Source organism: Lichenicola sp. (assembly GCF_965198575.1).
GTDB lineage: Bacteria > Pseudomonadota > Alphaproteobacteria > Acetobacterales > Acetobacteraceae > Lichenicola.
Genome location: NZ_OZ240671.1, coordinates 4006449 through 4018700, shown reverse-complemented (window position 1 = coordinate 4018700; position 12252 = coordinate 4006449). Strand labels below are relative to the sequence as shown.

At 67.5% G+C, this 12252-nt stretch carries 10 protein-coding genes; 1 reads left to right on the top strand and 9 read right to left on the bottom strand.

Features of this window, described 5'->3' with window-relative positions; all coding sequences use genetic code 11:
• Positions 1-53: 53 nt before the first annotated feature.
• The 9 genes from ACOEQ2_RS18120 to ACOEQ2_RS18080 form a co-directional block, all read right to left on the bottom strand.
• Positions 54-803, bottom strand: coding sequence for a PEP-CTERM sorting domain-containing protein (locus ACOEQ2_RS18120; RefSeq protein WP_419731274.1), 750 nt, complete (start codon positions 801-803; stop codon positions 54-56).
• Between the two features lie 42 nt (positions 804-845).
• Positions 846-2321, bottom strand: coding sequence for an exosortase A (gene xrtA / locus ACOEQ2_RS18115; protein ID WP_419729329.1), 1476 nt, complete (start codon positions 2319-2321; stop codon positions 846-848).
• Positions 2322-2327: 6 nt separating this feature from the next.
• Positions 2328-3374, bottom strand: a complete 1047-nt coding sequence (locus tag ACOEQ2_RS18110; protein ID WP_419731273.1) for a FemAB family XrtA/PEP-CTERM system-associated protein — start codon at positions 3372-3374, stop codon at positions 2328-2330.
• A gap of 2 nt (positions 3375-3376) precedes the next feature.
• Positions 3377-4216, bottom strand: a complete 840-nt coding sequence (locus ACOEQ2_RS18105) for an XrtA system polysaccharide deacetylase (protein ID WP_419729328.1) — start codon at positions 4214-4216, stop codon at positions 3377-3379.
• Complete coding sequence (locus ACOEQ2_RS18100) at positions 4213-5301, bottom strand: AAA family ATPase (RefSeq protein ID WP_419729327.1); 1089 nt, start codon at positions 5299-5301, stop codon at positions 4213-4215. Before ACOEQ2_RS18100 ends, ACOEQ2_RS18105 begins: the two co-directional genes overlap by 4 nt.
• Positions 5301-6953 (bottom strand): hypothetical protein, encoded by a 1653-nt coding sequence (locus ACOEQ2_RS18095; protein WP_419729326.1) that lies wholly within the window; start codon positions 6951-6953, stop codon positions 5301-5303. The genes ACOEQ2_RS18100 and ACOEQ2_RS18095 overlap by 1 nt, the downstream gene beginning before the upstream one ends.
• 183 nt (positions 6954-7136) lie before the next feature.
• Entirely contained in the window at positions 7137-8033 is an 897-nt protein-coding gene (locus tag ACOEQ2_RS18090) for a hypothetical protein (protein ID WP_419729325.1), read from the bottom strand.
• A gap of 40 nt (positions 8034-8073) precedes the next feature.
• Positions 8074-9597: an XrtA system polysaccharide chain length determinant gene (locus ACOEQ2_RS18085; RefSeq protein ID WP_419729324.1), complete on the bottom strand. Its 1524-nt coding sequence runs from the start codon at positions 9595-9597 to the stop codon at positions 8074-8076.
• 47 nt (positions 9598-9644) lie between these two features.
• Positions 9645-10226: an XrtA/PEP-CTERM system exopolysaccharide export protein gene (locus ACOEQ2_RS18080; RefSeq protein WP_419729323.1), complete on the bottom strand. Its 582-nt coding sequence runs from the start codon at positions 10224-10226 to the stop codon at positions 9645-9647.
• Between the two features lie 689 nt (positions 10227-10915).
• Between ACOEQ2_RS18080 and ACOEQ2_RS18075 the strand changes: the two genes are divergently transcribed.
• On the top strand, positions 10916-12250 hold the full coding sequence (locus ACOEQ2_RS18075; RefSeq protein WP_419729322.1) for an exopolysaccharide biosynthesis polyprenyl glycosylphosphotransferase: 1335 nt from the start codon (positions 10916-10918) through the stop codon (positions 12248-12250).
• Positions 12251-12252: the final 2 nt, after the last annotated feature.

Genomic DNA, 12252 nt, shown 5'->3' with positions numbered 1-12252 from the left:
TCCCCGCTTTGATGTCCAAATTGCGGTATGGCCCGGTCGCGAGGGATTCGCGGTCACCCGACCTTTGCAAGCGTCCGGCGCCGCAGTGCGACACCGAGCGCAATCAGGCCGCCACCCAGCAGCGCGAACGACGCCGGCTCCGGCACGCTCGTGATGTCGATGGTGTCGTTCACATCGCCTGCACCCGTGGTCGTGATCACGAACTTTTCGGTCTCGGAGAAGACGGGGCCGAGCGACGGCGTCGCGTCGACGATGCTTTTCGTGCCCAGCCCGGTGAAGCTGTCCGATGCCAGAAGGGTGCCGCCGTAGAGAGCGTTGGTGGTGCTGATATAGGTCGATTCCGTGATGGACTTGACCGCACCGTTGAAGAGGTTCGAGGTGAATGCCGTGAGGAAATCACCAACGCCTTTCGGAGATGTCAGGCCGGACTCCGTCACGTACACGGTCAGGGTGCCGCCTGCTGCGGCGCTCACGTTGATCGCGCTGCTGTCCAGGTTCGGGGACGGCAGGATCGGCGAGCCGACCGCATCGATGTCGTTCAACGTGAACGATCCGAACGCTCCTTCGTAGATCGCGGAGCCGGTGCCGGCATCGGTTTTCACCGTCGTCACGGCACCGCCGCCGTAGCCGGCCTCCTGCAGCCCGATCGAGATCAGGGAAGCATGTGCGGATGTCGCGGAAAGCGCCGAAGCGGCCAGCAGGCCGATGGCTGAAGCGAGGGTCTTGCGCACGATGTGTTTCCTCAAGAATGATAACGCAGACAGATAAGCAACTGCCGGGCCACGGGAAACATTTAGGTCCATCAACGGGTTAAGTCATCTCTTTTCCGAAACCGTCGGAATTGCTTACAACCATGACCGCCGCGCCAGCTCGGACACGGTGGCCGCCGCACCCGGGCCTCGTGCCGTGATGATGACCGACATCGCGTGCGCCCCGCCGGCGAAACTGGCCCAGCCCATCCGGAGCCGATCCTCCAGGCCGCCCGATGCGACACGTCCGCGTGTCAGGACCGCCATCGCAACCGCCATCTCGGGGTGGGCCAAGCAGTCCAGGCGCCAGTCGCCCTGCACCGTCTCCAGGGTGCGATGCTCCACGTCAGCGTCCCCGGCGGCCGTCGCAAGCCCGGCTTCGGCGGCACGGAACCCGTCCAGGATCATTCCGGCGCCGGCATGCGGTGGATACCGGTGCACCTCCACCTGCAGTCGCAACTCGCCGCAGGAGAAGATCGCAGTCGTGGCATCGATGGTTCTGCTTCTGGTGCAGCCCTCCGGCGGCTGCAGGGTTGCAGCCGGGAACCAGGCTGGATCGGTCGGCCGGCCTGCGGCGGCATGGTCGAGCGCCCAGGCCGTGATCGGACCGAGGGCGGCCACTGCCACGCCGGCCAGGATCGCTGCTGCGAACGCGACTGCCGGCACCGATTGCGGCTGTGCGGGGTCGATCGCGTGCGACGGGGGCGGCGGCGGGACGAGATGATCCTCGCGGAACGGCAGCCCCAGCAGGACCAGCAGCAGGATCACCAGCGAGAAGAAGATCCAGCCGTACAGCACATGATCGACGGCGCCGGCTGCCGCGCTGCCGCGCAGGTTGCCGAGCACGACGATGCCGAGCGCCCTGATCCCGTTGGCGAGCACCGGTACCAGGACCGAGGCGAGCAGGAAGCCGATGCGGCGTGCGGGCCGGCGATAGATCAGCGCCGCATACAGCGCACCGAAGGCCACCGAGGCGATCAGGAAACGCAGGCCGGCGCAGGCCTCGGCAACCTGGAACGTGCCCTCCGGAATCTCGATGCTGGTTCGGTCCACGACATGCGCGATGCCCAGCAGGTCCAGACCGGCATCGATGAAGCCGGTCGTGAAATCCTGCAGTGCCGGCACCAGGAAACCGCCGAACGGCACCAGGAACACCAAGTACGCCAGCGGAATTGCCATGACGCGTGTGACTGCCGGTCCGACACCGGCCAGGACCAGCACCCAGACGGTCGCCAGGGTCGCCAGTTGTCGCCCCTCCATCACGCCCAGCCGCTCGGCGAACAGCCACAGCAGGGTCGCCGGAAGCATCAGCCAGGCTGCCGACGGCATCGGCGCCGGCTGTGTGGCGAGGAGGCGGTCGCGCCGGTCCCAGGCAAGCCAGGCGGCGATCGGCAGGATCAGGAAGCAGTGGCCATACGCGGTGGAACTCGACCAGACATGCAGTGCTGCGGCCAGTTCGGCGTGCCGGGTGGCCAGCAGCACGGCCAGGCCACTGGCGAGCGGGACCAGCGCCGGCGCCCATGCCCCGGGTATCGCGATGCGGCCGTGCCGGAGGGCGTCGGTGGCACCCATGGCGGTTCAGCCGAGCCCGCGCACCAGGCGTGGCCCGAGCCAGTTCGCGACCGGCAGCGGCAGGCGCTTCCACGACGAGATCAGCAACCTGTATTTCGGGTTGAGCGGGTTGTGGTCGGGCACCGTCTCGCCCGCCCGCAACAGGAAGCGATAGGCGAGCGGCGTCGGCGTGAAGCCCCAGTTCTTCTTGAACGCGTACGCGCCGGTGCCTTCCTTGCTGCGGCCGAAATCGAACAGCGTGGCGCCGCGTGACGCCGCCCGGCACATCACGTCCCAGTACATGACGTCGAACGCCTGGCAGTCGCGCGCGTCCGGGGTGCCGCCGCCATAGTAGGGCAGCACCTCGTTGCGCCAATGCAGGGTCAGCACCCCGGCGGCGGGTCGGCCTTCCGCGCGCACGAGCGTCGTGTCGACGGCACCCGGGAACGTTTCCAGCAGCGCCTCGAACCAGCGCCGTGGGAAAACCGGACTGCCGAGGTTGCGCACGCTCTCGGCGTAGATCCGGTACACCGGTGCCGCGTCACCTGTCGTCAGGATCTCGAGTTTGCGCTCGATGCCCTTGCGCACCACCGCCCGCTGCTTGCGCGGGATCGCCTTCAGGTTGGCCGCATCATCGCCGACGATCGGTTTCCGGAACGTCGCATACAGGCCGCTGCGGACGGTCCAGAGTTCCCCCTCGCTGACCCACGGATCCGGCAGCGGCTGCAGCCCGCGCAGCTCGAGCGTGGCCGCATTGGTCTGGCGCAGCAGCGCCGCCGCATGATCCAGCAGCGCCCGCGCAGCCTCGCCGTCGACCGCGAGCGGGCCGCCATAGACACAGAACGGCAGCGAGATGAGCGCGTGGCCGAACAGCCGGGTGCGCAGTTCCACGAGCGGCAGCACGCCGACGACATCGCCATCCTGCAGCGCCAGGACGGACCGATCGCGATGACCATAGATGCGCGCGATCAGGCCCGGGAGTGCTGCCTGATGAAAGAAGGTGGCCTCGGGACAGCCGGCGACGAACCCGTCCCAGGCCGCCATCCGGCTCGCATCGAGCGGCACGATCCGCATGCTCACGACGTCACCTGCGGGAAGACACGATCGATGCGGCTCCAGGAGAAATCGCTGCAAAGGCGCGCAAGCCTGGTCTCGGTGCGGGACAGGTTGATGCGGTGGCGCCATTGCGACCGCAAACCCGCCTGGCGCACGCGCGGCTGGCCGGGATCGATCTCCCAGGGATGAATGTAGAACACGCCGGCCCGCTCGCGCGTCCCATGCGCAAAGCCGCGGCGGAACAGCGGATACGGCGCCAGCCGGAACCAGCCACCGCCGGCACAGGGCAGGTTGCGACCGGCGGCGCGTGCGGTGGTCATCGGGATCTCCCAGACCGGCCCGTCGAACGGACGATGCGGGTCGCGCGGCGCATCCGGATCGCCGTAGAGGTCGTGACGGACCGGGAAGACGCTGGAGGAATAGCTGTGGCCGGTCTGCGCCAGCACCTCCCAGGCCCAGGGCGTCGCACGGCCGAGAGAGAATGTCGGCGCCCGGTAGCCACGCACCGCGATGCCGGCGACCTCCTGGAGACGGTCGCGGGCATGCGCCACGTCCGCACGGAAGGCGGCCGCATCGGCTGCATCCACCCGGCGGTGCCAGTAGCCGTGGCTGGCGAGCTCGTGTCCGGCGCTCACGATGCGGCGGATCAGAGTGGGGTGCCGGTCGGCGATCCATCCCAGGGTGAAGAAGGTCGCCACCACGCCCGCCTCGGCGAACAAGGCGAGCATGCGGTCGGTGTTGGCCTCGACGCGGCGGGGCAGCCGATCCCAGTCGGTCTGCGGCAACACGCCGGCATAGGCCTGGACCTGGAACCAGTCCTCCACGTCGACGGTCAGCGCGTGGCGGCGGGGTGTGGTCATGAGCCAGACCGCAACAGCTCGGCCACGCGTCCGACGAGCTGCTCGCGCGCCCGCAGGTGGCGCTCCAGCGCGTCCACGCGGTCGACAAGCCGGGTGACCGGATGCTCCGGGCCGGGGCCTGGATCGGGGCGCGGGTACGGCCTCCGCTGGCCGCGCGGCGCACCGAAATTCGGCTCGCTGGCGACGGGCTCCGACGCGTGTCGCGTGACCGCGACGGGCTCCGGCACGTGTCGCGTGACCGAAGCGGCCTGCGGCGCGGGGCCGTCCAGGTCGCGTGCGAGCTCGGCCGCCACGTCGTCGACCAGCGGCGCCAGGATCGTTGGCAGCCCGTCGAGATCCGCCAGCAGCAGCACGCGCGCGAACAGCCGGTTGATGCGGCGCGGCACCCCGCCGGTGACGCGATGCACCGCGTCGAACACGTCGGACGCGATTGCCGGGCGACCGGACCAGCCGACAGTCGCCAGCCGGTGCTCGATATAGGCCCGGGTCTCGTCCCGGCCGAGCGGCCCCAGGTGGAACGACGCGACGACGCGCTGGCGCAACTGGTCGAGGCGGCTGCTGGCCAGCATGCGGCGGAACTCCGGCTGCCCGAGCAGCACGATCTGCATGCCGGGAACGCCGCCTTCGGCGAGATTCGACAGCATGCGCAGTTCCTCGAGTGCCGCGTGCGACAGGTTCTGCGCCTCGTCGACCAGCAGCACGCAGCGCCGCCCGGTGCTGCGGTTGGTGGTGAGCAACCGGCTGAAACGCAGCAGGATCGCGGCCTTGTCGCCACCTCCGCCGGTGCCGATGTCGATGCCGAACCCCGCCATCGCAAGCCGGAACAACTCGTCGGCGGAAAGCTGCGTGGTGGAGATCCGCGCCAGCAGGTAGGTGCGATGATCGAGGCGCGACCACAGATGCTCGATCAGTGTCGTCTTGCCGGCGCCGACATCGCCGGTGATGATGACGAAACCCTCGCCCTGGTCGAGCCCGAACGTCAGATGGGCGAGTGCCCGGGTCTGCCCGACGCTTGCAAAGAAGAAGCGTGGGTCGGGCAGAAGCTGGAACGGCGCACCGGTGAAATCGTACAGCGTCTGGCTCATCAGAACGACTTCTCGAAACTCAGCAGGATGACGTTCTGCGACGAACCGGGTCCGCCTTCGCGCCCGCCGCCACCCTCGCTAGGACCCTCCCCCGACTGGCGGTCATAACTGTAGCGAAGCTGTGCCGAGAGCGTCGGCGACAGGGCATCGACCAGCGCCACCGATGCCAGCTCGACATCCTGCTGGCCGGTGAGACCTTCATCGTCGAGCACGCCATACTGGCCATAGACCGACAGGCTGAGCGTCGGCGAGAGCGTGTGCGACCAGTCGAGGCTGCAATAGATCCCCTTGTTGCTGCCGAGCGAACCGGCTTGGCCGCCCGAGGAGACCAGGTCGTCCTGCTCGGCGTTGACGCTCAGCGAGAACACGTCGCGCGGCTGGGTCAATTCCCCGGTGAAGGTCAGCACCTTGCTTCGGTAGAGATTGTCCTGCGGCCCGAACAAGCCGCCGTTCGCCAGCAATGGCGCGCCGGTGCTGTGATCGACCGGATTTCCGAGCGGGTCGAAGTCCGACGTGGCGAGCGTGTTCTGCAGTTGCTCGGCTTCGGTGCTGAGCCCTTCGGAATACCGGATATAAAGCCTGGTGCGTGCAGTCGGCGCCAGGGAAAGGTCGAGACTGGCCGCGTCCAGCCCGTCATGATGACCGTAACGTGCCTCGATCGTGCTGTCGGGTCCGAGCGAAAGCCGCAGCCCTCCGTCCCAGATCGCATCGTCGATGCGGATCGGATTCGATCCGGAATAGTCGATATGCTCGTAGCCGACGCGCCCGAGCAGGGTGAACAGCCGGGTGACCGCGTAGCCGCTATCGATCGTTGCAGTGTCACGCACGGCATTGTTCAGAACCCCGCTGCCGTCGTACTTGGTGGCATAGCCGAGTGCGGTGCCGTTGTAGCGGTCGAACGCCTCGCCGGTCTGGAAGGCGACGTGCCCGCTATAGCTGGTGACGTTCTGGTCGGAGGCGGTGTCGAAGGCGCCGGCATTCGGCACCGCGCCTCCGGAGTCGGATCCGCCGGTCAGCGCACCGAGCGTCGTGCGGCTGAAACTGGCGCCGATCTCGCCTGTGCCCCACGTGCCGAAACGTCGCAGTGCGTAGGGACTGATCGAGACATCGAGCGTCTGGGTCGCGCCGTTCGCGGTGGTCGCTGCGGTGCCGACGGGTCCGCCGATCCCGTTGCTGGTGGCGTTGCCGTAGCCGCGCACATCCAGGAACAGCGTGCCCGGCAGGATCACCCCCAGGAACTGGCCGCCGAAATTCTGCGCCACCTGCGTGTCCGCGGAATGGCGGGCATAGATATCGACTTCCGGATGGTAGGACAGGCTGCCCTGCAGGCGCGCGCTTGCGCCGGTAATTTCGATGCCAGGCTGGATCAGCGTGATCACGTCGTCACCGCTACCGGTACCGCTCTGCCCGAGCACGTTGTCGGTGAATTCCTCGCCGAGCCCCAGGCTCGGAGTGATGGTCCAGTTGCGCGTCGCCGGCTGCCGGGGCGCCCCGAGGAAACCGGCAGCCAGGCTGTCGCGCAGATCCCCGACACGCACATTGGCGCCGGTGGCGGCAAGTAGTCCGCCGGGTGGCGCGATCGGCGGCGGCACCGCATCGCCACTTGTGGGCTGCACGCCGTTTGCCGTTGCCGGGCCATTCGCCGCGGTCATTGCAGGATCGCCCGGAGGTGCTGCCGCGCCATCAGGCGCCGGGCTCGATGCCGCCGTGACCGGGAACGCCGCCGTGGATTGCGCACGCGCAGAGCCGGTTCCGGCCTGGAGGAACGCAGCGACCAACACGAGCAAGCCGGGCGCGGCGATGGCGAGGCGGCAGCGGCGGCACGTCACATCGACCTACCAGCCCTTGCCGTACAGGTCGTAATAGCTGCCGAAATGGCCGGTCGTGCCGGTGCGGGCCTTGTTCAGGACCAGGCTGATCGTCTCGCAGGTGGAGAGCAGTCCGATCGCGCTCTCGAGCTCGCCCTGCTGCGTCCGCTCCGCCTCGACGATCATGACGATCTGGCCGACATGCGGTGCAAGCGATGCGGCGTCACTGCTGGCCAGGCACGGCGCCGTGTCCAGGATCAGCAGCCGGTCCGGCTGCTGCCTGGCGACATGATCGAGGATCGTGACGAGATCCCGGCTGATGTCCCGCCCGCACCCCTGCATCCGGCCGGTGGCGCCGTTGCCGGTGCCCCCGCCACCCTCACCGCCGCGTCCGATCGTCAGCAGGTCGAGGCCCTTCACCGCGGTCGGCGTGATCACGCCGAGAGGGTCGAGTGTGCGGTCGGTCATCAGGTCATGCAGGCCCGGTCGATCGGCGAGGCCGAGTACGTCGGTCAGGTTTCCCGGCTTCTCGTCGACATCGACCAGCAACACATCCGATCGGCCACCCTGCGCCATCGTGACCGCCAGGTTGAGCGAGCAGTAGCTCTTGCCCTCCCTCGGCCGGCTGCTGGTGACCATCAACGCGGTGCCCAGGCTGCCGGCAGATACCGTGAGCTGGCGCCGCTGCAGGGTCTGGGCCACGATCTGCCATTCCTCGCCCGCCCTGGTACGCCGTCCGGTCACGGTGATGGCGCCGGCCCGCGACAGCGTCTCGATCGTGACCGACGGCCGCTGCTGAAGCGCCGGGGCTGATGCTCCGCTGAGGTCGACGCGTGACGGGGCAGTCCCGAGACCGGCCGCCCGGGGCGTGCGCATGCGCCGGACCGCACGCTCGACCAGATGATCCGTCGGATGTTCACTCATGCACGCGACCTGGCTCCCTGGCCGGATGGAAGACGTGGCATCAGGCCAGCGCGAAGCCGGCGAAGGCGTGCAGCATCAGGGCGCAGTAGGCGGCTCCCAGGAGCAGCAGGCAGAGCCCCGGTGCCGCAACGGCGAGCCCGAGTTGTCGCGGGCGTCGCACATCCGGCCCGGGCAGCAGCGACAGGCTTCCCGCGACCGGCAGGCCGAGGCTGCGCAGCTCGAGCGTGGTGTGGAACGACCTGTCGAGCTGGCTCAGCAGGAACGCGCTGGCGCCGCCGCCGGCCAATCCTGCCAGCAGGACCAGCGACAGCAGCACGCGCCGATCGGGAAATACCGGGATCCGTGGCACCTGCGGCGGATCCACCACCTCGAGCTTGATCTTGTCGGCCCGGGTGTCGGCCGCCGAGTCGAGCCGCATCGCCTCGCGCCGGTTCAACAACTCCTCATAGTTCTTGCGCAGCACGTCGTAGTCGCGATTCAAGTTCACGTATTGCGCCTGCACCGACGGCATGTCGTGGGCGATCTGCTCGAGCCGGTCGCGCTCGCGATGCGCGTCCTGCACCCGGCGGGTCAGCGAGGCGACGTCGCTCTCGGCCTGCACCAGCATCACCTCGAGCTGCTGGTGGATCATGTTCGGCTCGCTTCGGCTCCGTCCGCCACGCGCCGGGGTCGTGCCGCCGCCACCACTTTTCAGGGCCGCGATCAGCGCCCGCTGCCGGATCACGTCCGGGCTGCGATCGGTGAGTGTCGTCAACATCTCGCGCAACGTCGCCTGCGCCTCGGCCAGGGATCCGCTGCCGGCCGGACCCGTGCCGGCGTCCGTCTCCGTCACCAGGCTGGTCGGGGTCACGGCGATGGCCCGCGTCAGGCGATCGCGCCGGCCCTCGGCGTCGCTGAGTTCGCCCTCGAGTTGTCGCACGCTGTCCCGCGCTGCATCGAGCTTGGTGCTGCCTGAACCTTCTGCCGGCAGCAGGTCCATGTAGGTCGCCCGGAACGCGGCACGCTTGGCTTCCGCCTCGCGGAGCTGGGCTTCGTAGCTCGCGATCTGCTCGCCGAGAAACGTCTTGGCGTTGGCCATGTCGGTCCGGCTGGCACCCGCCTTGTCCTCGACGAAGATCCCGAGAACGGTGCGCACGACGTCGTAGGCGAGGCGCGGATTGCTGTTGCGGTAGGTGATGGTGAACAGGTTGCGGGTCTGTGGCACGACCTCGATCTGGGTGCCGAGGGCTGCCACCATCCGCTCGAGATCGTCCGGGCGCACCACGAAAAGTGAAAGGTCGGTTTCAGATACCAGCTTCTCGAGATTCGGCCGGCTGAGCAGCGTCCGCTGCAACTCCTCGATCTGGGCGGCGAGCGGGTCGTCCAGGGCGATCCCGCGCAGCAACGGCGTCAGCACGGCGTCGGCGTCGACATAGACCCTGGCGCTGGCCTGGTACCGGTTCGGGATCATCGCCACCACCGCCCAGCCGATGGCGCAGATCAGCCACGCAACGGCCAGGGCCATCCATCGGCGTTGCAACATGCCGATCGCATAACGCCGCAACTGGTCGCGTAATTCCCCCATGAGCTAGCGAACCCGTCCCTGCCCTTCTGAGATTGCGGTCACGGCACCTAGAACCAGGTCTGCGGAATGATCAGCGTGTCGCCAGGCTGCATCGATACGTTCTTGCTCACGTCACCGTCCTTGATCAGGTCGGCCAGCCGGACGTGCAGGCTGACCTCGCGATCCTGGCCGTCGCGGCGGATGATGACGGCGCGGTTGCCGGCGGCGAACCGGGTCAGGCCTTTGGTCTGGATCATCACGTCGAGCAGCGTCATGTGCTGGCGATAGGGGATCGCCTGCGGATCGGCCGCCTCGCCGATCACCTTGATCTGCTGGTCGTAGGGTCCGACGAAATCGAGCACCTCGACCGTCACCTCGGGTGACTTCACGTAGGTCGCGAGCCGCGCCTCGATATCATGCGACAACTGCGCCGGCGTCCGCCCGGCGGCGGCGATATCATGGATGAGCGGCAGCGAGATCTGTCCGTCAGGCCGCACCGGAACGCTCGCGGTCGACATGTCCGGCTTCTCATAGACCAGCACACTGAGCTTGTCGGTCGGACCGATGATATAGGCGCTGGTCTGCGGATCGACCGGCAACGGCGCCTCCGACACCGGGGACCCGGCGCAGGCCGTCAGACCCAGCACCATGCAGAGAGCTGCTGCCAGCCTGCCTGGGCTTGCAGCCGGTGAATCGGAACCGCCCCGCCGATGCGTGCACATCTAGAACCTTCTCCTGAAAACCGCTGCACTGCAGCAAAAGCTTTTCGATGTACGTGTTCATTCAAGTCATGGAACGACCCGGATTTAATTCCACCTTACGATCTTGTCCAGCGTGTTGCGGAAGCAGTGGAAAATTTCCCCGATGGTTTTTTCGTGAAACTCGCATCCTATGACGCCTGAACGATCAAATAACGATCCAGTCACCCCGACCGTTATCCGGATGTTAATCGGATGTTGATCGAACAGGGTCCATAATCAGGTATTTTCTGAAAGCATGAACTCCGGGCTATGGGCGAAACTTTCTTCACCAAGCGAAACAAATTATTGACTGCGTCTCACCGAGCGGACATCCTGATGCCGCCCGGGGGAGCTCTGCCTCCGGTCGTTCCGTTTAAATATCGTGTATTGGAAGCACCGCATGCTGCTTACCGATCACGCGCCGTGGTTGCTTATGCTGTCGATGCAGGCTGTGTAGATCCGTGACCGGTCTTCTGCGGGCTACCATCCGTCAAACGTGATCCGTGAGGCGCTTCATCGTGTCCTTTTCACATCGAACAACCTCGCGCCCGACGGCACGGGCTTCGAGCCGTATCTTCGACGTGTCGGGACGCCTGGGCATGATCGTCTTGTGGGCGACGGAGACGCTGGTCGGCGTATTCGGGTTCTGCCTTGTCTTCGGCTCGGGCTCGGCGGGATCGCTGCCTGCGACTGCCGGACTTGGCTCGCCGGCTCTCTCGGCGGTCGACCAGGCGGTCCTGCTGTCGATCATGCTGGGCCTGCCGGGCATCGTGCTCGGCTTGTACAAGCCGAATGTCATCCTCGAGACCCGGCGTCTGCTGCTGACGGCCGCGGTGGCGGCGACGTGGTCGATCCCGCTGCTCTGGCTGATCGCGGGCACGGGCATGATCGACACCCGTGCCCTATTCGGCAGCAGCCGTGTCTGGCCGGTCGAATTGATCGCGTTCTGGATTTCCCTGCTGATCTGCACACGATTGGCCTACTCGTTCGGGATGCGCAGCGGGATCCTGGTCCGCGACGTGCTGGTGCTGGGCGACGAGGCCGCGGTGCAGGCGGCCGCCAACGCGATCGGGATGCTGCGGCCCGGACAATTCAGGATCCGCAAGGCCGGCCAGGACGCGGCCGACCCGCCTGGGCGGAGCATCCTGTCGTCCTGGACGGTGGTCGCACCGGACAGCCTGCTCGGCGCCGACGGGCCGGCCCTTGCCTGGACGGACGGCGGAACGTCGGCGCGGGTGACCGACCTCGAGACCTTCTATGAGCGCCAGCTGGGCCGGGTCGATCTGGAGGCACTCGCACGCACGCTCAGTTTCCACGGGGCTGATCACGGCTTTTCCGAGGATGCGGTGGCGCGCGTCCTGCACCGCGGCCTCGATATCGTCGTCGCGGTGCTGCTGGCGATCCTCACCGCGCCGCTGATGCTGGTCACGGCCTTGCTGGTGGCGCTCGACAGCCCGGGACCGGTGATCTACCGGCAGGAGCGCGTCGGACGCGACGGCCAGAGGTTCGTCATCCTGAAATTCAGGAGCATGCGAACCGATGCGGAGGGTGACGGTGTCGCCAGGTTCGCGAGCCCGCGGGACAGCCGCGCGACACGCTTCGGGAGTTTCATCCGCAAGGTCCGGCTCGACGAGTTGCCACAGCTGTACAACATCCTCCGCGGCGACATGAGCATCGTCGGGCCGCGTCCCGAGCGGCCGGATTTCGTGCGGATGTACGAAGCGTCGATCCCGCTCTACCGGATGCGGCTGCAGGTGAAGCCGGGCCTGACCGGCTGGGCGCAGGTCAACAGCGCCTACACCGCCAGCGTCGCGGAGACCCGGGAGAAACTGGCGTACGACCTGTACTACCTGCGCAATCGCAGCATCCTGCTCGACCTGACGATCCTGCTGGCCACCGTGCGGGTGATCCTGTTCGGCGTCGGCGCGCGATAGGG

Coding starts and splice junctions, on each gene's coding strand:
- ACOEQ2_RS18120 (WP_419731274.1), bottom strand. CDS start 803: ATGGACCTAAATGTTTCCCGTGGCCCGGCAGTTGCTTATCTGTCTGCG.
- xrtA (WP_419729329.1), bottom strand. CDS start 2,321: ATGGGTGCCACCGACGCCCTCCGGCACGGCCGCATCGCGATACCCGGG.
- ACOEQ2_RS18110 (WP_419731273.1), bottom strand. CDS start 3,374: ATGCGGATCGTGCCGCTCGATGCGAGCCGGATGGCGGCCTGGGACGGG.
- ACOEQ2_RS18105 (WP_419729328.1), bottom strand. CDS start 4,216: ATGACCACACCCCGCCGCCACGCGCTGACCGTCGACGTGGAGGACTGG.
- ACOEQ2_RS18100 (WP_419729327.1), bottom strand. CDS start 5,301: ATGAGCCAGACGCTGTACGATTTCACCGGTGCGCCGTTCCAGCTTCTG.
- ACOEQ2_RS18095 (WP_419729326.1), bottom strand. CDS start 6,953: ATGACCGCGGCGAATGGCCCGGCAACGGCAAACGGCGTGCAGCCCACA.
- ACOEQ2_RS18090 (WP_419729325.1), bottom strand. CDS start 8,033: ATGAGTGAACATCCGACGGATCATCTGGTCGAGCGTGCGGTCCGGCGC.
- ACOEQ2_RS18085 (WP_419729324.1), bottom strand. CDS start 9,597: ATGGGGGAATTACGCGACCAGTTGCGGCGTTATGCGATCGGCATGTTG.
- ACOEQ2_RS18080 (WP_419729323.1), bottom strand. CDS start 10,226: ATGGTGCTGGGTCTGACGGCCTGCGCCGGGTCCCCGGTGTCGGAGGCG.
- ACOEQ2_RS18075 (WP_419729322.1), top strand. CDS start 10,916: ATGATCGTCTTGTGGGCGACGGAGACGCTGGTCGGCGTATTCGGGTTC.